Here is an 18,140-nt window from a genome sequence, read left to right as displayed (position 1 = left end):
GCGGTCAGCCGCGCCGGGCAGTCAGTATGTTTCAACACGAATACCACGAAGATCACGAAGAAAAAGATCATGATCACGAGTAAGAGTACGAGTACGATTAAATTTTGGTTTTATCCAAATCGAAATCATATGCTCCGGGTGTGACGCTCTTGTTTTATGAAGACGAAGGGTTGAATCAGGAATGGTGCTGGGAGTGAAAGCGAGCCGCATTGGCCACCAGGGCCGGGGCCCAGGCCGGTGTGCCCAGGGCGTGAATGTGGGTGTAGGCGGCAAAGACGTTGGTGCGGCAGATGCCGTCCCGGTGACTGACAAACCCTTTGCCCCGGGTGGTTGAAAACACCAGGTCGGCATCGGACCCCTCCCACTGTCGTACCGTAGAGTAGCGGAACTCATGGCCCCGAATCTCCATACCAACGGGAAACCACGGATTCTCACGGTCCACCATCGAGATGGTATAGCCATGGCCCGCCGGCCTGGCCGATATGCCAAAGGAGACCGGCAGCACATTGCACATGGGGTATGCGGTATTCTTCAGTTCCAGCTCTTTTCCCAGGTACATCAGGCCGCCGCACTCGGCATAAATGGGCAGTCCGGCCTCGGCCAGCTCAAGCACCCGCTGCCGGAACGACGCATTGGCGGCCAGTTCTTTTGCGTGGGTTTCGGGAAATCCGCCACCCAGATAAAGGGCGTCGATATTCGCCGGAAGCGATGGGTCCGCAATCGGGCTGACAAATACCAGATCGGCGCCGGCCCGCTCCAGTGCCTCCAGGTTGTCCGGATAGTAAAACTGAAAGGCCGCGTCCCGGGCCACTGCAACCACTGGTTGAAAGCCGGAAAGGGGCGCTGCCGCGGCTTCCGGCGCTGGCGACTCAACCGGCAGGGCCTCGTCGGCAATGGCGGCAACGGCATCCAGGTCGATATACTGTTGCGCGATCCGGGCTGCCGCCTCCACCGCCTCCTGGGCCCATGCATGCTCGAAGGTGGGCACCAGGCCCATGTGACGTTCGGGAAACTCCTCGTCGGCCAGCTTGGGAATGGCCCCTACCACTGGAATGCCGCAGTAGTGTTCAATGGATCGGCGTACAATGGATTCGTGCCGGGGACCGGCCACGCGGTTTAAAACAACGCCGCGAATTCGGGTGGCCTCGTCAAACTGCATGCACCCGGCCACGACGGCCGCTGATGTGCGGGTGGTCTTGGTACAGTCCAGGCACAGCACCACGGGTGCCCCCAGCAGCTTGGCGATTTCCGCGGTGCTGGTGCGACCGTCGATGTCAATGCCGTCGTAAAGGCCGCGATTACCTTCGATGACGGCAATCTCCATGCCGGTGGTATGGGTGAAAAAGGAGGAAAGAACCGCTTCGGAAGGGATGAAGAAGGTGTCCAGGTTCCGACAGGAAACGCCGGCTGCCAATGAAAGCCAGCCGGCGTCAATATAGTCGGGACCTTTTTTAAAAGGCGCGACCCGTTTTCCCAGATGCTTCAGTGCGGCGGTGACGCCTATGGCAACAGTACTCTTTCCCGCCCCGCCTCTTAACGCGGAAAAGACCAGCCGCGGGCAGTGAATGGGGTGTTGCATTAAAGCCTCACCAGGGGAAAAGGTGCGTCCCTGTTTGTGTGGCGGGGTGCAGGTGAAGAACTAGTCTTCGTGCTCCGCCCCGGCCTGTTTGCCCGTTCCCTTCAGGCCGTACATGGTGGTGCTGCCGCTTGACCAGAACTCCAGGATCTGCGCTTCAACCATCTTGTTGACAAACTTCTTGGCTTCACGGGGTTTCAAGCCCAGGATGTCCTGAAGATCGGAAAAATAAAACTTGGACTTGGTCTTCTGCTTTTTCTGCAGCGCCTCGATAACCATTTTGTTTGCAGTTTCCTGATCCATATCCGCCATGGTAGCTCTCCTTCAAAAAGGCAAAAGAGAGACGGAGATCATCCCCGTCTCTCTATTGCCGGTTAAGTGACTAGTCAGTGAACTTGAACTGGGTCGTCTGCCGCCAGGTGTAGTAGGCGGGATCACGGAAATCGTCAATCAGGTGATGGGTGAATTCCAGGTTGCACTTCTCAAAGAATCGTTCCCACCCGATCCGTTCGGCCCACTCGCCGACCCGCTCGTATTTTCTGGCGTCCTTGGAATAGGCGTCAATGATCTGCTTGATGACCGCCGTGGTTTCAGGCCACAGGGGCGCATTATTGGGCAGAAATGCCACCGCCACCTTGGAGAACTTGGGCGCGCTGATCCGGTTGGAGACCTTGCCGCCCACCATGATCACGATACCGTCCCCCTCTTTGTCCGCCAGGGGCAGGGCCGGGCACATGGTGTAGCAGTTGCCGCAGTACATGCACCGCTCGTTGTTCACGGCCACGGTCTTGACTTCGGTGCCGTCCTCAAGGGTCTTTTTGACGGGCTTGATGGCCGCCGTGGGGCAGGCCGCCACCGCCAGCGGAATTTCGCACATCTTGTCAAGGTACTCGTCCTCGATCATGGGCGGTTTTCTGTGGTAGCCCAGAATGGCGATATCCGAGCAGTGCACCGCGCCGCACATGTTCAGGCAGCAGGCCAGGGAGACCCGCACCTGGGCCGGCAGGTCCATGCTCTGGAAGTGGTCAAACAGGGCGTCCATGGTCGCCTTTACAGGGCCGGAAGCATCCGTTGCCGGGGTGTGACAGTGAATCCACCCTTGCGTGTGAATGATGTTGGTGACGCCGGCACCGGTGCCGCCGATGGGGAACTTAAAGCTGCCGCCGGCAAATTTCCGGCCGGCCAGGTCTTTTTTCAGCGGCTCCACCTTGTCCTTGGAATCCACCATGAACTCGATGTTGTTACGGGTGGTGAAGCGCAGGTACCCGTCGCAGTGCTTGTCCGCGATTTCGCAGATTTCGCGGATGTGGGTAACCGACATCAGGCGGCATCCGCCGACGCGCACGGTGTAAACCTCGTCGCCAGTTTCGGATACATGAACCAGAATGCCGGGCTCAAGGATTTCGTGGTAGGCCCATTTGCCCTTGTTCTTGGCAATCACGGGCGGATAGAACTCTTCGTAACTTCTCGGGCCGATATCGGTGATACGGTCCTTCATCGGCTCAGCTGGATTATAACCAGAGGATATAAAAGCCATTGTTTTCCCCTTTCTTATCTCTGATGGTTTTTACGATATTCTTTGATATCACGCTCGAAACCGCCGGGAACCTCGTCTTCCTTCCAGAAGATGTACGGATTGGTCCTGGGTTCCTTTACATGCTGGGCAACGGGCTTGATGTTGGTCATCTCAAGCAGTCTCTGGAAGCCCTGGCGCTTCATCAGCTCGCCCAGGCGCTCGCGGTTCTTGCCCTCTTCCATCCACCAGTCCCATACCGCCTCGATCACTTCCTTGATCTCGTCGTAAGGCTCTTCGACCTTGATAAAGGGAACCAGCAGGGAGCCCATCTGGGCACCGTCAAGAATGGGCGCCTTGGCGCCGGCCAGGATGGAAAGACCTTTTTCCTTGCCGGGTTTCAAGGCCCTGGGCATGACATTGATGCAGTGCATGCACCGGGTGCATTCCCGGTTGTCGATTTCCAGCTTGCCGTTTTCGTACTTCATGCAGCCCGTGGGGCAGCGGTCAATTACTTCGGCCTTAATGTCAAAGGCACCCCAGTCACGACCGGAATGGGCGCCGGCATTGGGCGGATATGTGCCGTCCACATAGGCTTTGACCGCATCCTGATCGACCTGAATGTCGTCCTTCCATGTGCCGACAAAGGAGAGGTCGGCCCGGGCGATGGAGGCCACGCAGCAGTTGGGACATCCGTCAAACTTGAACTTGAACTTGTAGGGGAATGCCGGACGGTGAAGCTCGTCCTGGTACTCGTTGGTCAGGTAGTGACACAGAGCCTGAGTGTCGTAGCAGGCATACTCGCACCGGGCCTCGCCGATACAGTCTGAGGGGGTCCGCAGGTTGGAGCCGGAGCCGCCCAGGTCCTGGTTGTGCGTGTGGGTCAGTTCAAAGAAGATCTCTTCCAGCTGGGGCGTGGTGGTGCCCAGGAAGATGATGTCGCCGGTGGAGCCGTGCATGTTGGTCAGGCCGCTGCCCCGGAACTCCCACAGGTCGCACAGGTCATTGAGGTACTTGGTGGTGTAGAACTTGCCCGCGGGCTGGGCCACGCGCATGGTGTGAAAGTGAGCCACGCCGGGAAACTGCTGGGGCTGGTCGCAGTAACGGCCGATAACGCCGCCGCCGTAGCCGAACACGCCCACGATGCCGCCGTGCTTCCAGTGGGTGACACCGTCCTTGAAGGACAGTTCCAGAACACCAAGAAGGTCTTCCACCACGTCCTGGGGGATCTGGTACTCGATGTTCTTCTCGTTCTTCGCTCTTGCCTCTGCTTCCTGCTTGAGGTCGGACACAAAGCTGGGCCACGGTCCGGACTCCAGCTGGTCAAGCAAAGGAGTCTGATGTTTTGCCATTCTTTTCCTCCATTTGTGAATAATGAAAATGATCTTGCCTGTCGGCAGTCAAAACACTCACGCCTCGTACTGCTATATATAGTCCCCGTTACCAGGGGATCCTATCCAGCGGTGTCAATTTCCTTTTTAATTTCCGGAGCCACGGCGTATCCCAGCTTTTCGGCCTTTTCGCAATGGGTCGCGGCCAGTTCAATTTCACCCTTTTCCAGGTAGGCGATGGCCAGGTTGTTATGGGCCACGGCAAAAGCCGACTCAATTTCTAGGGCCTTCTTGCTGGCCTCGATGCTTTTGTCGACCTGCCCGTGTATCAGGTAGGCATTGCCCAGGTTGGCATAAGCCTGAATGAAGTTGGGGTTGAGGGCCACCGCTTTTTCAAGGGCCTCGATGGCCGCCTCAATGTTGCCCTGCTGAAGATGAACAAACCCGATATTGCCGTAGCCCTCGGAAAACCCCTCTCTGGCGTTGACCGCTTTCTGATTGTAAAGCAGGCAGCCTTCCAAATCGTTGTGGTGCATGCGAATGCCACCCAGCAGTACATAGGCCTCGGAAAAGGTGGGGCTGCAATCGACCGCCTCCTTGAGCTCGTGTTCGGCCTCGTCAAACCGTTTCTGGGCCAGCAGGGCCACCGCGTAGTTATAGCGGGTCATGCCGCAGGTGGGGTTGGCCTGCACGGCGTTTTTGTGTTGCTCCAAATAGGCGTCGGCATTAATGGATTGTGTCATCTGTCTCTCTTTTGGCCCGGAATATGGAAGCCGGAATTTATAAAAAATCTCTGCTATATAAAGGAGCTATTCTAAGCTGCACCATGGGGGGGTTGTCAAGAGAAAAGAAACCAAAACCAAAGAAAACCGTCCCGCTTTTCGGGTTTTGGCCATTTTTAAAACGGGCAGGGAACAGGTTCAAGGCGGCTTTTGATATTGTTATTCGCCGGCGTGTGTGATAACAAGCAGTAAAACCATATTGTTGAAAGTGACAGGAGGAGATATGAGACCGGGATGTTATACGGCGCTGATCACACCGTTTGATGATCACGGGGTGGATGAGGAGGGTCTTTCCCGCCTGGTGGCGTTTCAGATGGAAAACGGTATTGCCGGCATCGTGGCCGTGGGCACCACCGGCGAAAGCCCCACCCTGACCTGGAACGAGCACAACCGGGTGACCGAGTCAATCGCCCGGCAGGTCAAGGGCCGGGGCATCTGCATCGCCGGCACCGGCAGCAACAACACTGCGGAAACCCTTTCAGCCACGGAGCACAGCGTGCGGGCCGGGGCCGATGCCGTGCTGCTGGTGGATCCTTACTATAATGGCCCCAGTTCCCTTGAGATACGCAGGGAATATATTGAACCCGTGGCCCGGGCCTTTCCCGACACCCGCATCATTCCCTACGTGGTGCCCGGCCGGACCGGCGCCCAGGTGCTGCCGGAAGACCTGGCCCTGGCGTTTCAGCGTTTTGCCAATGTGGACACGGTCAAGGAGGCCACCGGCAACCTGGAGAACATGCGGCGAACCCGCCAGTGCTGCGGTGACGCCTTCAACATCCTGTCCGGTGACGACAACCTGGTGTTTCAGATGATGACCGACCCGGAGATTCGGGCCTGCGGCGTGATTTCGGTCTATTCCAATATCTTTCCCGGCGCCATGTCCCAAATGGTGGCGGCCCTGGACCGGGGCGACAAGGAGGAGGGCCGTAAAATTTCTCTGGCCCTTTCGCCCCTGTTGGAACGGGTCACGGTGGTTTCCACGGAAGAAACCCCCCTGGGCCCTGTTACCTGCCGTGCCCGCAATCCCCTGCCGGTCAAGACCCTGATGGCCCTGCTGGGCATGCCGTCAGGCTTCTGCCGTCAGCCCCTGGGCAGAATGACCCCCGCGGGCATTGACTCCCTGGTTGCAGCGGCCCGAAAGGTGTTTGCCGGTGCCCCGGAACTGTTTACGCCGGTGGCCGAATCCTTCGGTGTTGACGTGGAGGCCCGGCTGTTTGACGGCGGGGTCATGAAAAGCCTGGTTTACCCGGACTATTAAGGACAACAAAATGGCGGCTGCCACGGTGGATATTCGCGGGTATTGCGATCCGGCCTTTGAAAAGGTTCGAAAAACCTTTGTGGCCAATTTCAAAGCCGGAAAGGAACGGGGCGCCGCCGCCGCCATCGTGATCGACAACAAACCGGTGGTCAACATCTGGGCCGGGAACGCCGGTTTTACAAGCCGCCGGCCCTGGCAGGAAAACACCCTTGCCAACATCTATTCGGCCACCAAGGGGGTAACAGCCATCTGCGCCCACCGGCTGGCTGAGCAGGGGCGACTGGATCTGGACAGGCCCGTGGCCGCCTACTGGCCGGGATTTGAAAAAAAGGACAAGGGCCACATCACTGTCCGCATGCTGTTGAACCACACCGCCGGCATGGTGGCCTTCAAGCGCCGGCAGCCGGCCAGTGCCCTGTACGACTGGAACACCATGGTCTCGGCACTGGAGGCCCAGTCCCCCTGGTGGCGCGATAACACCCTGGGATACCATCCGGTCACTTACGGCTGGCTGGTGGGCCAGGTGATCCGCAACATCACCGGCAGAACCGTGGGGCAGTATTTAAAAGAAGAGATCACCGGGCCATTGGGGCTGGACCTGCATATCGGGCTGGAGCCGGCCCAGCACCACCGGTGTGCCACCATGGTGATGCTGAGGCTGCCCACCATTCATAAAGACTGCCTTCGGTTGACCGCCGAGATGATACGCCACCCCTTTGGCGCCACGTCCTGCGCTTTCGGCAATCCGGTAAGCATTGCCACCGGTGTCAATACCGCGGCCTGGCGCGGCGCCGAGATCCCGTCGGCCAATGGCCAGGCCACGGCCCTGGCCCTGGCCCGGCTTTATGGCGTGCTGGCCGGCGGCGGCACGCAGGGCAATACCCACCTTCTGTCCGCCGAGTCCATCAACCGGTGCGTTCAGGAGACTTCCGAAGGCATGGATGCGGTATTGAAACTGCGCACCCGGTTCAGCCTGGGGTTCATGCTCAACCAGGACAACCCGTCCGGCAGCATGGGGCCGGGCCGCCGGGTCTTCGGCCATCCCGGCGCCGGCGGGGCACTGGGCTTTGCCGACCCGGACGCGAAAATGGGATTCGGCTACGTGATGAACAAAATGGATACTTTCATTCTGGTGGACCCCCGGGCCAGACGCCTGATCGACGCGGCCTACGAGTGCCTGTGATTCTTCCTTTTTTGCCGGCTACTTTTTGACGGTAAACCCTTCGCCCTTGAAAAAAATCGCTTTGAGCCAGCGGAATCCGAATTTGAGCAGCTCCACCTCGCTGTTGCGGATTTTTTCCACCGTGTCGGGATCAATGTCGTAGCGGGAAAGAAAGCTGCTTTCAAACACAAAACGCTTGAAGGCGTCCACATCGTAGGAGACCATGAAAAACATCTTCTTGGCCTGCTCGGTCAACTGAACGTTGGCGGGAAAAGAGCGTTTTCGCACCACCAAGTCGGTCCATTCGGCATTGATCTCGTCGTGAATGTCCACGCCCTGGTCTTTCCGCCACTCGGCAACAGTCCACTCCTTTTTCTCTTCAAATCCCTTGCAGTGGGGCTCATTGACAAAGAAATAGAACCCGTCGCCGTCCGGGGCCGGCATATCGGTCTCCTTGTGGCTCAGGGTGGCCACGCCAAGGGGGTAATAGCGGCAGGCCGTGGGCCGGTCCTCATAAATGATGCATCCGTCGTCCCGCACAAAGGGGCAGGAGGTCTGTTCATCATCAAGCAGCTTCAGGGACACCACCGGCAGATCGGTTTTTTCCAGAAGGTGGGGCTCGGTGTAGATGGCCAGAAACTCTGTGGAGGAAAGGTCCAGCCGGTTTTTGAGCCGGACGATATCATAGGGGGTGAGCAGAATGTTGATGCCCCGGCAGCAGGAGGTAAAGCAGGGAACTCCCTTGTGGCATTCAAACACAAACCGGCTCTCCGGCCCGAAACGGACGGGATTGATGGTTGCGGCGCCGCCGCCGGATGAAGTGGTGTTGTCAGTCATAATGGTAAAAACTCCTTTTTATTTGTTTTGTCTGTCCGTATTTTTCACATTCCGCTTCGATAGTAAAGCCAAAACCGGAACGCATGGTTTTTCCGTGCTTTTTTGCACAGGTGGAGCTGGTTAAAAACGGTCGGCCGGCAATCAACCGTTGGCAAAAAATGCTTTGCGGATTCTTGCGTTTGGTGCTAAACCGCTGTAAGGTATGTGACTTGAACGGCCTTTGGCCGCGTATTGAAACAGAGGAACAACGTCAATGTCCGGTATTGCAGGTCGGGAGTTTGTCGCAGGCAGGCGCTTTTTAGGCCGGCTGGCCCACGGCACGGATATCCTTGGTGCCATAGAAGAATTCTGCGTCCGGCATGAGATCCGCAGCGGGGTTTTTTCCCTGATCGGCGCTGTATCCTCAGCCACCATCGGGGCCTACGACCAGAAGCAGCAGGTGTATGTCACGGTAAAGGAGGACCGGGAGCTTGAGATTCTGTCCTGCACCGGCAACATCTCCTTAAAAGAGGGCAGGCCCTTTGTTCACGCCCATATTGTGCTGGCCGATATTCACGGCGAAACCATCGGGGGCCACCTGTTTTCCGACACCCTTGTTTTTGCCGGTGAAATCGAGATTGTCGAGCTGGTGGGCACCCCACCGGAACGGGCCTATGACGAGGTCACCGGCCTGATGCTGTGGCAAATGACGACAGACACCTCATGAAAACTGATCCGGATGTCCCGGGAATAGATTCGTCATCGCGAGGAGCGCGGCGACGAATCAATCTTATTGCATACGTACCTTTATATATAAATAAACGGCAGGAGACAGAAGATGGAACTTACCCTGACCCGGGCACAGGAGTTAAAGCCCCACCCCAAGGATGATGAACTGGCCTTTGGCACGGTGTTTACCGATCACATGTTCAATATGGATTACTCCCCCGAGAAGGGGTGGCACACTCCCCGCATCGAGCCTTACGGGCCTTTTGAGCTTTCACCCGCCTCAATGGTTCTTCACTACGGGCAGGCTGTATTTGAGGGGCTCAAGGCCTATCGTACCGCATCCGGCGGGGTGCAGCTGTACCGGCCGAAAAAGAACCTGGCCCGGCTCAACGAGTCGTGCCGGCGGTTGTGCATTCCCGAATTCAACGAAGAAGATCTGCTGGACGGTCTCAAACAGCTGGTGTCCCTGGACCAGGCATGGGTGCCCTCCACCCACGGCACCTCTCTTTACATCCGGCCCTTCGTCATCGCCACCGACCCCTACGTGGGCCTGCGGTCATCCCACACCTACCGGCTTGCCATCATTCTGTCGCCGGTGGGGGCCTACTACCCCGAAGGATTCAACCCGGTCAAGATCTGGGTCACCCGGAAGTATGTGAGGGCCGTGCGTGGCGGTGTGGGACATGTGAAGACCGCGGGCAACTACGCGGCCAGCCTCTATGCCACGGAAGAGGCCCACAAGGAGGGCTATACCCAGGTGCTGTGGCTGGACGGCGTGGAGCAGAAGTATGTGGAGGAAGTGGGCTCCATGAACATCTTTTTCGTGATCAACAATGAGTTGGTGACCCCGGCCCTCAACGGTAGCATTCTGCCGGGCGTGACACGGGATTCGGTGATCGAGGTGGCCCGGTCCTGGGACATGCCGGTGGCCGAGCGAAAAATTTCCATTGACGAGGTGTTTGAGGCCCAAAAAAGCGGGGCTCTTTCCGAGGTGTTCGGCTCCGGCACCGCCGCGGTGATTTCACCAGTGGGCATGATCAAATGCGATGATCTCGAGGTGACCATCGGTGACGGCAGCGCCGGGCCGATGTCCAAAAAATTCTTTGACACCCTCACCGGTATTCAGTATGGCGACGCGCCGGCGCCGGACGGGTGGATCGAACCGGTATAGCCCGGACATTTCATGAAATGTCCGGGGTAACTATTGTCCCAAAACGGTTTTATCATGACAGGACAGATCTCCGGTTGTTTATCCAAATCGAAATCGCTATCGGTATCGGAATCGAATTGTATTTACGGCGGTGCTCTCAAAGACTGTTTCCCCTATCCCGCTTATCCGTGTACTTTTCTTGGCGGCAAGAAAAGTACCAAAAGAACCGGCCCCGCAGCTTGGCCTCCGGCTTCCCTCGCGCAAACGGTTTTTTCGGAGCGGGCAGGAACTCGCCCACCTTCGGTGGGCTCAAACAGCCTGCCCGCTTTTTCCCGAAAAAACCGCCTGCGCTCGGCTGCGCTGCAATGGGCAGGGGCTGCCATCAATGCCCCGATAAAACAAACAAAAACAGTTGCCCCGTCTGCATATCTTATGATCAACGGGGTTAAGGAGACCTGATGGAAATCAGTAAACTGTTTTCACTGGAGAACAAGACGGCCCTTGTCACCGGCGGTTCCATGGGCATCGGCCGGGCCACGGCCCTGGCCTTTGCCGATGCCGGGGCTGACGTGGCCATTGTCAGCCGCAAGATGGAAAACCTGGCCCCCGTGGCCGAAGAGATAAAGGCCAAAGGGAAAAGGTGCCTGCCCGTGGCGGCCCACGTGGGCCGCATGGACCAGCTTCCCGCCATTGTGGAGCAGGTGGTTGCCGAGTTCGGACAAATCGACATCCTGGTCAACAACGCGGCCACCAGCCCGGCCTATGCCACCATTTTCGAAGCCCAGGAAAAACTGTGGGATTCGATCATCGGCCTCAATCTCAAGGGGCTCTATTTTCTGAGCCAGGCCGTGGCCCGGGTCATGGAAGAAAAGGGCGCCGGCGGTTCCATCATCAACGTCTCCTCCATCGACGGGTTCGCGCCCCAGGCCCAGGTGGGCATCTACTCCATCTCCAAGGCCGGGGTCAATATGGCCACCCGCTCCATGGCCCTGGAACTGGCGCCTCACAAGATCCGGGTCAATGCCATTGCGCCGGGGGCCACGCGCACCAAGCTCTTTGAAGGGCTGTTCGCCTTTCTGCCGGAAGACGAAAGGGAAAAACAGATTCAGCAGATCGGCCAGGCCTTTCCCCTGGGCCGGGTGGCCGTGCCCGACGACATGGTGGGGCTGATGCTCTACCTGGCCTCTGACGCCTCGGCCTACATGACCGGCCAGGTGGTGGCCGTGGAGGGCGGGGTGCTGCTGCACGGGGGGCTGTAATTAAAAAATAAGGTTTATCTCCCGATTAGTGGGAGTAAAGACTTGCATGATTTTCAGTGCAGTTGATGGTTTTAAAGGGGCCAGGGGTTCAAGGATTCAAGTGGTCCAGTAAAAAAACCCTGCGCATTCACTAAATTGGATAAGGTTCGAAAATTAAAAAAGCGGCTGCGGGTTGGAAGATGATATAAAGGAGAAGAACCATGGAAGGCAACTGGAACCCCGGAAGTCTGCTGGGGATGTCGGGTTACTACTGGCGTTCTTGTGTGCTGCACGCGGCCATCAGGCTGGACCTGTTTACCGTCATCGGGAATGAATCCCTTACCGCCGAAACAGTGGCCGACCGGATTCGGGCGGACAGCGACGGCACGGCCCGGTTGTTAAACGCCCTGGCCGCCATGAAGCTGATGACAAAGAAAGAGGACCGGTTCGGCAACACATCGGCCGGATCCCGGTTCCTGTCCGCGTCCTCTTCGGAGTACATCGGTCACATTATCCTCCATCACCACCACCTCATGGAATCATGGCAGCAGCTTGACAGGTGCGTGACCTCTGGCAAACCGGTGCGCACAACGCTTGCCTTTGGCGATCCGGCTGTTCGTGAGGCGTTTATAAACGCCATGTCCACCACGGCCATGCTCACGGCGCCCCGCCTGGTGGGCCATATGGACCTGTCAGGCCGGCGTGCCCTTCTGGATTTAGGCGGCGGGGCCGGCATGTATGCCATCGCCTTCTGCAAAACCAACCCGCACCTGTCGGCATGGGTGCTGGATCTGCCATCTTCTCAATCCCAGGCCAGGGCAACCATTGAACGCTTCGGCATGACCGGCCGGGTGCATTTCCTGGCGGGCGATTACCTGCAAGAGGATCTGCCCGGCACTTACGACGCGGTATGGATGTCCCATATCTTTCACAGCGAAAATCCGGACACCTGCTCCCGAATGCTTGAAAAGGTTTACCGGGTGCTCGACCCGGGGGGCCTGGTGGCGGTCCATGAACTGATCCTGAATGACGACCGCACGTCGCCGCTTTTCCCCGCGCTTTTTTCATTGAACATGCTTACCGGCACAGCCGAGGGCCGGTCCTATACCAACCGGGAACTGACCCTGATGCTCAAAGGCGCCGGGTTTACCGACATAACCCGCCTGTCTTATGCCGGCCCTACCGACTCGGGCATCTTGACGGCCAAAAAGCCATAACCTGGACCAGGGATAAACGGGACCGGCCCCCTTCGTGATCTTCGTGCGCTTCGTGTCCTTCGCGTAAAAAGCGGCCGGCCGATTGAGTCAGCGGGATGTTTCAACACGAAGAGCGCGAAGATTTGGAAGAACACGAAGAGGCAGATGATTCAAGTCGTCCGTGACAGGCGGCGAGAGTTTCGATCCCGATCCCGATAGCGATATCGATTTGGATAAAACAAGGAAAAACTTTTTCAAAGGGAACCGATCATGAAACACGGAAAAGCAACGACAAAAATGGCCTCCTTCTGCAAGGACTCCTGTCCGGTCTGCACCCGGGCACGGGAAAAGGGGGAGGGGTTTCTTTACGAGTTTGTAAAGCTCGAAGAGCAGATCTGCCCGGCCTGCCGCTCCTACAAAAAGGTGTTCGGCGTGCCGGCCCATGAGAAAATCAAAAAAAAGTAGGCTTTTTTTTGGCAATTCGTGGGCCGGTATCAAAAAACCGGGCCACATGGTCCTGGTAGGCGGCGATCTCTTTTGACTTGAAGATCGATTTGGCGGATTTGTCCGGCGTTTCAAAGAGCAGGATAAAATAGCGCCACAGCCCCTTCATCCGGTCCAGCAGGTGGACCGGTCCGTTTAAACGAAGGGTATAGCGGGCCATCAGGTCGTCGTGAAAATTTCGCATTCGGGCCACCTTTTCTTTTTCCTCCGGCTGACTGCCGCCAATGGCTGCCGGCAGAAAAGGGTCGGCAAGCGCTCCCCGGCCGATCATCCACCGGTCCACCGCCTTGAAGCGGCCGGACAGGTATGCAAAATCCGCAACTGTCTGAATGTCACCGTTGTACATGACCGGAAGGCCGGTGTTCTCCAGCACTCGTTCAAAGGCCGCCAGGTCAACGGTTCCTTCGTACCGCTGAATCCCGGTCCGCGGATGCACGATCAGCTCGGCCAGGGGATACCGGTGCAGCACCGGCAGCAGGCCCATCAACTCTGTTGTATCCGCCCATCCCAGCCGGATTTTGACAGAAAGACCGCCCTTCATGCGGGACATGACGGTGTCGAGAAATTCCGCGATCCGGTCCGTGTGGGGCAGCAGGCCCGCGCCCCGGTATTTTTTGGCCACCATGGGATAGGGGCATCCCAGGTTCCAGTTTGTCACCGAATACCCCAGATCGTACAGATGGTCGGCCAGATAGACAAAATCCTCGCCGCTGTTGCTCAGAATCTGGGGCACCACCGGCAGGGCGGTGTTGTATTCAGGCAGCAGGTCTTTCAGGTGGGCGCTTTTGATTTTTCTGTCTTTACGGCTGGAAACAAAAGGAGCCACCGCCGTGTCAAACCCGCCGAAGTGTTCGGCAAAGGCGGTGCGGAAGATATGATCGGTGATGCCCCGAATGGGGGCCATGCAGAGGGTCATGGGCATACCGTGATTTTCCAGCACCGGTGAATCGGCGTTTTCCGGTTGCGGTAATCCTCTGGAGTCGTGGCCGACGTGATCTCCTGAATGCCGGCCACGCCAAGCCGCTCCATACGGGGGGCAAATGCCTGGTGGTTGGTGGAAAAGAGGATGGTGCCGCCGGGTTTCATCAGGGCCACGGTCATTTCCAGCAGCCGGGGATGGTCTTTTACAATGTCCATGTTGTGCGCCCCGTCCCGGCTGGTGGCAAAGGACGGAGGGTCAACGATGGCCAGGTCAAACCGCCGGGCATCCGCGGCCGCTTTTTCCAGAAAGTCGAACACATGGGCCTGGACCAGGGTGTGGCCCTTTGACGGAATGCTGTTTAACGCCATGTTCTCCCGGGCCCACCGAATGGCGGTGCGGGAACGGTCCACCGACGTTGTGGACCGGGCCCCGCCCCGGGCCGCGTAACAGGTAAATGTGCCCGAGTAGCAGAACAGGTTTAAAAAGTCTTTGCCGTCCGCCATCTCCCGTACCATTCGCCGGGTATCCCGATGGTCGGAGAACAGGCCGGTGTCCACATAGTCGTCCAGGTTGACGTAAAATTTGAAATCCCGTTCCGACATCACGATTTTTCGCTCGGTGCGGGCCAGCCGTTCATAGCGCTTTTGCCCCTGGGTGCCGGTGCGCCGGGTCTTCAGATGGACTTTTGCCGGTGGCACTTCCAGGGCCTCTGCCACCGCGGCTCCCATCATGGGCAGCCAGTCCGGGGTGGACTGTTTGCGGGTGTATTCGCCCACCACCAGGTGACCGGCGTACCAGTCCACCACGGCCCGGATCTCGGGAATGTCCCAGTCGTAGATCCGGAACACCTCGATGTTCTGCCGTGCAAACCGTTTTTTTAAATGCCGGTACTGTTTTTTTGCCCGGTTGGCCAGCATGTGGGCCTGGTGCCGGTATTTTTCCAACAATGCCGCGTCTGGTAATGCCATACTGTTGCCTGCCGTTCTTTCGGGATTGCTCTGATGTCCGGTTGTAATGATGTTTCTGATAAAAGTCAATGCACTTGCCGAACCGGCCGGGACTGCCTTTTGGGTCTCTTCAACCGGTTCCCGACATGACAGGAGGGGTTTGACAAGCAGCACCCGTTTGCTATACTGCCTTCTGCTTCTTGTCACGCGGCTGTCTGTTCTTCATCAAAACAGTTTGAGAGGGCCATGAAAACAACCAAATGGGTATATCTTTTTGACGAATTGGATCAGGCCATGGCCAATGTCGGCAATGACTGGGATGCCGTGCGGGGGCTGTTCGGCGGCAAAGGCGCCAACCTGGCGGACATGCAGCGCCTTGGCGTGCCCGTGCCACCGGGCTTTACCGTCACCACCGAGGCCTGCAACGCTTACCTGGAGGGTGGCGGCGTTTTTCCGGATGATATGTGGGACCAGGAGCTGCGCGCCCTGCTGGCCATTGAAAAAAATACCGGAAAGATTTTTGGAGACAGTGAAAACCCCCTGCTGGTCTCCTGCCGGTCCGGTGCCAAGTTCTCCATGCCCGGCATGATGGACACCGTCCTCAATATCGGTCTCACCGACGAGACCGCCCAGGGCATGATCCGCCTCACCCAGGACCCCCGTTTTGTCTATGACGCATACCGCCGGTTGATCCAGATGTTCGGGGCCGTGGTCATGGGGGTTCCGGACGAGCCCTTTGAATCCGCTATTGACCGGGCCAAACAAAAGGCCGGGGTATCGGCCGACACCGAATTGACGGCCGAACAGTGGCATCTGCTGACGGAACAGTTTAAAACCATCTTTCACAGCCATACCCAGATCGATTTTCCCCAGGACCCGGTGGAGCAGCTCAAGATGTCCACCGAGGCGGTCTTTAAAAGCTGGAACGGCCGCCGGGCCGTTGATTACCGAAACGCCGCCGGCATTGCCCACGACCTGGGCACGGCGGTTAATATCGTCACCATGGTCTTCGGCAATATGGGAGATGACTGCGCCACCGGCGTGGCCATGACCCGCAACGGCGCTACCGGAGAACCGGGCCTGGAAGGGGACTACCTGATTAACGCCCAGGGTGAGGACGTGGTAGCCGGCATCCGAATGACCCGGAACATCGACCAACTGGCCACGGAGATGCCGGAAAGTTACCGGCAGTTGCAGGAGATCGCCAGAATACTGGAAAACCACTATCGCGACATGCAGGATATGGAGTTTACCATTGAAAAGGGCAAACTCTGGATGCTGCAGACCCGGGACGGCAAACGTACGGCCCAGGCGGCGGTACGCATCGCCGTGGACATGGTTGAGGAGGGAAGAATCACAAAGGAGGAGGCGGTGGCACGGGTCTCTCCCGGCCAGGTCGACTTCTTTCTTCACCCCCAGTTTGATAATCAGGCCGTGGCTGAGGCCAGGGCCGGGGGCAAGGTACTGGCCCGGGGCCTGAATGTCTCCCCCGGCGCCGCCGTGGGCAAGGTGGTCTTTGAAGCGGACCTGGCCGCAACCTGGGCCAGGGAGCAGGGTCGCCAGGTGCTGCTGGTGCGGCCCGAGACCAAGCCCGATGATGTGCATGGCATGCTGGCGGCCAACGGCATTCTTACCAGCCGTGGCGGCCGCACCAGCCACGCGGCCCTGGTGGCCCGCCAGTTCGGCAAGCCGGCCGTGGTCGGGGTGTCGGACCTGCAGATCAACCTGGTCAAGCGGTGCATGACGGTGGGAGACCTCACCATCCAGGAAGGGGACTGGCTCTCTCTGGATGGCAATACCGGTGAGGTTTTTATCGGCCAGATAAAAACCATGGAACCGGACATCAAAGATCCCTGGCTGATCAAGCTGCTCGAATGGGCCGACCGGATCCGCTCCCTGGACGTGATGGCAAACGCCGACTACCCGGTGGACGCCGGCCGTGCCCGGGAGTACGGGGCTCAGGGCATCGGGTTGTGCCGGACGGAGCATATGTTTTTTGAAAGTGAACGCCTGCCCCATGTGCAGAAGATGATCATGGCCACGCTTCCCTTTGACCGACGGGAGGCCCTGGCGGCCCTGCTCCCGTTCCAGCGGGAGGACTTTGCCGGCCTGTTCCGGGTCATGGACGGGCTGCCGGTCATCATTCGCCTGATCGATCCGCCGCTTCATGAGTTCATGCCCGACCTGGTGGAGCTGATCAACGAACTGGCCGATCTGAAAATGCGCGTCAACCACGCGACCAACATGGCCGATATAGACAGCCTGTTGCAACAGATCCGGGGCAAGGAACGCATCCGACAACGGACCGTGCAGTTGCAGGAGCAAAATCCCATGCTGGGCTTGCGCGGTGTTCGGCTGGGCATTCAAATCCCCGAACTGACCGGTATGCAGGTTCGGGCGCTTTTTGAAGCGGCCTGTGAAGTCACCCGTGAAGGCATTCGCGTCTTTCCCAAAATCATGATCCCCCTGACCACCCACGCCAATGAGCTTAAGCGCCAGCGGGAGGTGCTTGAGGAAACGGCTAAAAAAGTCATGGCTGAGCAGGGCATCACCATCGACTATAAATTCGGCACCATGATCGAACTGCCCCGTGCCGCCCTGACCGCCGATCGAATCGCGGCCCACGCGGAGTTCTTCTCCTTCGGCACCAACGACCTGACCCAGACCACCTTTGGCATTTCCAGGGACGACGCCGAATCCGGGTTTCTGATGAGTTACCTGAACCAGGACATTCTGCCGGACAACCCCTTTGCCACCCTTGACCGGGACGGCGTGGGTGAGCTGATGCGGATCGGGGTTACCAAAGGGCGAAGCGTTCGGCCCGATCTGGAATGCGGCATCTGCGGCGAGCATGGCGGTGATCCGGAATCCATCGCCCTGTGCCACGAACTGGGGCTGGATTACGTTTCCTGTTCACCCTTTCGCGTGCCGGTGGCCCGGCTGGCGGCGGCCCATGCGGCCCTGAAATCCAAAAACCGGAAACCGGCCGGTGCCTGACGGGCCGGTGCCGCGACCG

Annotated in this window: 17 protein-coding genes; 9 read left to right on the top strand and 8 right to left on the bottom strand. The window is 58.3% G+C overall.

Annotation, left to right across the window (positions count from 1 at the left end):
• Window positions 1-175: 175 nt before the first annotated feature.
• The 5 genes from DOLE_RS13715 to DOLE_RS13695 all read right to left on the bottom strand — a co-directional run bounded on the left by DOLE_RS13715 (window position 176) and on the right by DOLE_RS13695 (window position 5,163).
• On the bottom strand, window positions 176-1,579 hold the full coding sequence (locus DOLE_RS13715) for a cobyrinate a,c-diamide synthase (protein WP_012176086.1): 1,404 nt from the start codon (window positions 1,577-1,579) through the stop codon (window positions 176-178).
• Window positions 1,580-1,639: 60 nt separating this feature from the next.
• Entirely contained in the window at window positions 1,640-1,888 is a 249-nt protein-coding gene (locus DOLE_RS13710; protein ID WP_012176085.1) for a dissimilatory sulfite reductase D family protein, read from the bottom strand.
• Between the two features lie 70 nt (window positions 1,889-1,958).
• On the bottom strand, window positions 1,959-3,113 hold the full coding sequence (gene dsrB, locus DOLE_RS13705; protein WP_012176084.1) for a dissimilatory-type sulfite reductase subunit beta: 1,155 nt from the start codon (window positions 3,111-3,113) through the stop codon (window positions 1,959-1,961).
• 14 nt (window positions 3,114-3,127) lie between these two features.
• Window positions 3,128-4,441, bottom strand: a complete 1,314-nt coding sequence (gene dsrA / locus DOLE_RS13700; RefSeq protein ID WP_012176083.1) for a dissimilatory-type sulfite reductase subunit alpha — start codon at window positions 4,439-4,441, stop codon at window positions 3,128-3,130.
• A gap of 101 nt (window positions 4,442-4,542) precedes the next feature.
• Window positions 4,543-5,163 carry a tetratricopeptide repeat protein gene (locus tag DOLE_RS13695; RefSeq protein ID WP_012176082.1) on the bottom strand — a complete coding sequence of 207 codons (621 nt, stop codon included), beginning with the start codon at window positions 5,161-5,163 and terminating at the stop codon, window positions 4,543-4,545.
• 262 nt (window positions 5,164-5,425) lie between these two features.
• On the opposite strand from DOLE_RS13695, the gene dapA reads away from it, so the two are divergent.
• The gene (gene dapA, locus DOLE_RS13690; RefSeq protein ID WP_012176081.1) at window positions 5,426-6,460 is read left to right on the top strand and encodes a 4-hydroxy-tetrahydrodipicolinate synthase; all 1,035 of its coding nucleotides are present in this window, start codon (window positions 5,426-5,428) and stop codon (window positions 6,458-6,460) included.
• A 10-nt stretch (window positions 6,461-6,470) separates the two neighbouring features.
• Window positions 6,471-7,643, top strand: a complete 1,173-nt coding sequence (locus DOLE_RS13685; protein ID WP_012176080.1) for an EstA family serine hydrolase — start codon at window positions 6,471-6,473, stop codon at window positions 7,641-7,643.
• An 18-nt stretch (window positions 7,644-7,661) separates the two neighbouring features.
• Here DOLE_RS13685 and DOLE_RS13680 read toward each other — a convergent pair whose 3' ends face one another.
• Window positions 7,662-8,459 carry a YkgJ family cysteine cluster protein gene (locus DOLE_RS13680; RefSeq protein WP_012176079.1) on the bottom strand — a complete coding sequence of 266 codons (798 nt, stop codon included), beginning with the start codon at window positions 8,457-8,459 and terminating at the stop codon, window positions 7,662-7,664.
• Between the two features lie 253 nt (window positions 8,460-8,712).
• On the opposite strand from DOLE_RS13680, the gene DOLE_RS13675 reads away from it, so the two are divergent.
• The 6 genes from DOLE_RS13675 (at window position 8,713) to DOLE_RS13655 (ending at window position 13,216) form a co-directional block, all read left to right on the top strand.
• Entirely contained in the window at window positions 8,713-9,165 is a 453-nt protein-coding gene (locus DOLE_RS13675; RefSeq protein ID WP_012176078.1) for a PPC domain-containing DNA-binding protein, read from the top strand.
• A 111-nt stretch (window positions 9,166-9,276) separates the two neighbouring features.
• On the top strand, window positions 9,277-10,338 hold the full coding sequence (locus tag DOLE_RS13670; protein WP_012176077.1) for a branched-chain amino acid aminotransferase: 1,062 nt from the start codon (window positions 9,277-9,279) through the stop codon (window positions 10,336-10,338).
• 54 nt (window positions 10,339-10,392) lie between these two features.
• Window positions 10,393-10,776, top strand: coding sequence for a hypothetical protein (locus DOLE_RS18270; RefSeq protein ID WP_153304438.1), 384 nt, complete (start codon window positions 10,393-10,395; stop codon window positions 10,774-10,776).
• A complete protein-coding gene (locus tag DOLE_RS13665; protein ID WP_012176076.1) occupies window positions 10,776-11,576 on the top strand; it encodes an SDR family NAD(P)-dependent oxidoreductase in 801 nt (266 codons plus the stop codon). Before DOLE_RS18270 ends, DOLE_RS13665 begins: the two co-directional genes overlap by 1 nt.
• Window positions 11,577-11,776: 200 nt before the next feature.
• Window positions 11,777-12,772, top strand: coding sequence for a methyltransferase (locus DOLE_RS13660; RefSeq protein WP_012176075.1), 996 nt, complete (start codon window positions 11,777-11,779; stop codon window positions 12,770-12,772).
• Window positions 12,773-13,021: 249 nt separating this feature from the next.
• A complete protein-coding gene (locus DOLE_RS13655; RefSeq protein ID WP_012176074.1) occupies window positions 13,022-13,216 on the top strand; it encodes a hypothetical protein in 195 nt (64 codons plus the stop codon).
• On the opposite strand, the gene DOLE_RS13650 is transcribed toward DOLE_RS13655, so the two are convergent.
• Complete coding sequence (locus DOLE_RS13650) at window positions 13,203-14,177, bottom strand: tRNA dihydrouridine synthase (protein ID WP_012176073.1); 975 nt, start codon at window positions 14,175-14,177, stop codon at window positions 13,203-13,205. The genes DOLE_RS13655 and DOLE_RS13650 overlap by 14 nt on opposite strands.
• On the bottom strand, window positions 14,168-15,145 hold the full coding sequence (locus tag DOLE_RS13645) for a class I SAM-dependent methyltransferase (protein WP_012176072.1): 978 nt from the start codon (window positions 15,143-15,145) through the stop codon (window positions 14,168-14,170). Before DOLE_RS13645 ends, DOLE_RS13650 begins: the two co-directional genes overlap by 10 nt.
• Window positions 15,146-15,370: 225 nt before the next feature.
• Here DOLE_RS13645 and ppdK point away from each other — a divergent pair, with 225 nt between their 5' ends.
• Complete coding sequence (gene ppdK / locus DOLE_RS13640) at window positions 15,371-18,121, top strand: pyruvate, phosphate dikinase (RefSeq protein WP_012176071.1); 2,751 nt, start codon at window positions 15,371-15,373, stop codon at window positions 18,119-18,121.
• The last annotated feature ends 19 nt before the right edge of the window (window positions 18,122-18,140 follow it).

It is taken from the genome of Desulfosudis oleivorans Hxd3 (genome assembly GCF_000018405.1).
GTDB classification, from domain to species: Bacteria; Desulfobacterota; Desulfobacteria; order Desulfobacterales; family Desulfosudaceae; genus Desulfosudis; species Desulfosudis oleivorans.
The sequence above is the reverse complement of the archived record's forward strand: the minus strand, read 5'-3'. Positions and strand labels throughout refer to the sequence as shown.

What these genes read in the sequence shown, in the direction of transcription:
- DOLE_RS13650 (WP_012176073.1), bottom strand. Translation starts at nt 14,177, where the DNA reads ATGCCCATGACCCTCTGCATGGCCCCCATTCGGGGCATCACCGATCAT.
- DOLE_RS13665 (WP_012176076.1), top strand. Translation starts at nt 10,776, where the DNA reads ATGGAAATCAGTAAACTGTTTTCACTGGAGAACAAGACGGCCCTTGTC.
- DOLE_RS13645 (WP_012176072.1), bottom strand. Translation starts at nt 15,145, where the DNA reads ATGGCATTACCAGACGCGGCATTGTTGGAAAAATACCGGCACCAGGCC.
- DOLE_RS13655 (WP_012176074.1), top strand. Translation starts at nt 13,022, where the DNA reads ATGAAACACGGAAAAGCAACGACAAAAATGGCCTCCTTCTGCAAGGAC.
- dsrA (WP_012176083.1), bottom strand. Translation starts at nt 4,441, where the DNA reads ATGGCAAAACATCAGACTCCTTTGCTTGACCAGCTGGAGTCCGGACCG.
- DOLE_RS18270 (WP_153304438.1), top strand. Translation starts at nt 10,393, where the DNA reads ATGACAGGACAGATCTCCGGTTGTTTATCCAAATCGAAATCGCTATCG.
- DOLE_RS13715 (WP_012176086.1), bottom strand. Translation starts at nt 1,579, where the DNA reads ATGCAACACCCCATTCACTGCCCGCGGCTGGTCTTTTCCGCGTTAAGA.
- DOLE_RS13680 (WP_012176079.1), bottom strand. Translation starts at nt 8,459, where the DNA reads ATGACTGACAACACCACTTCATCCGGCGGCGGCGCCGCAACCATCAAT.
- DOLE_RS13660 (WP_012176075.1), top strand. Translation starts at nt 11,777, where the DNA reads ATGGAAGGCAACTGGAACCCCGGAAGTCTGCTGGGGATGTCGGGTTAC.
- DOLE_RS13710 (WP_012176085.1), bottom strand. Translation starts at nt 1,888, where the DNA reads ATGGCGGATATGGATCAGGAAACTGCAAACAAAATGGTTATCGAGGCG.
- dsrB (WP_012176084.1), bottom strand. Translation starts at nt 3,113, where the DNA reads ATGGCTTTTATATCCTCTGGTTATAATCCAGCTGAGCCGATGAAGGAC.
- DOLE_RS13695 (WP_012176082.1), bottom strand. Translation starts at nt 5,163, where the DNA reads ATGACACAATCCATTAATGCCGACGCCTATTTGGAGCAACACAAAAAC.
- ppdK (WP_012176071.1), top strand. Translation starts at nt 15,371, where the DNA reads ATGAAAACAACCAAATGGGTATATCTTTTTGACGAATTGGATCAGGCC.
- DOLE_RS13685 (WP_012176080.1), top strand. Translation starts at nt 6,471, where the DNA reads ATGGCGGCTGCCACGGTGGATATTCGCGGGTATTGCGATCCGGCCTTT.
- dapA (WP_012176081.1), top strand. Translation starts at nt 5,426, where the DNA reads ATGAGACCGGGATGTTATACGGCGCTGATCACACCGTTTGATGATCAC.
- DOLE_RS13670 (WP_012176077.1), top strand. Translation starts at nt 9,277, where the DNA reads ATGGAACTTACCCTGACCCGGGCACAGGAGTTAAAGCCCCACCCCAAG.
- DOLE_RS13675 (WP_012176078.1), top strand. Translation starts at nt 8,713, where the DNA reads ATGTCCGGTATTGCAGGTCGGGAGTTTGTCGCAGGCAGGCGCTTTTTA.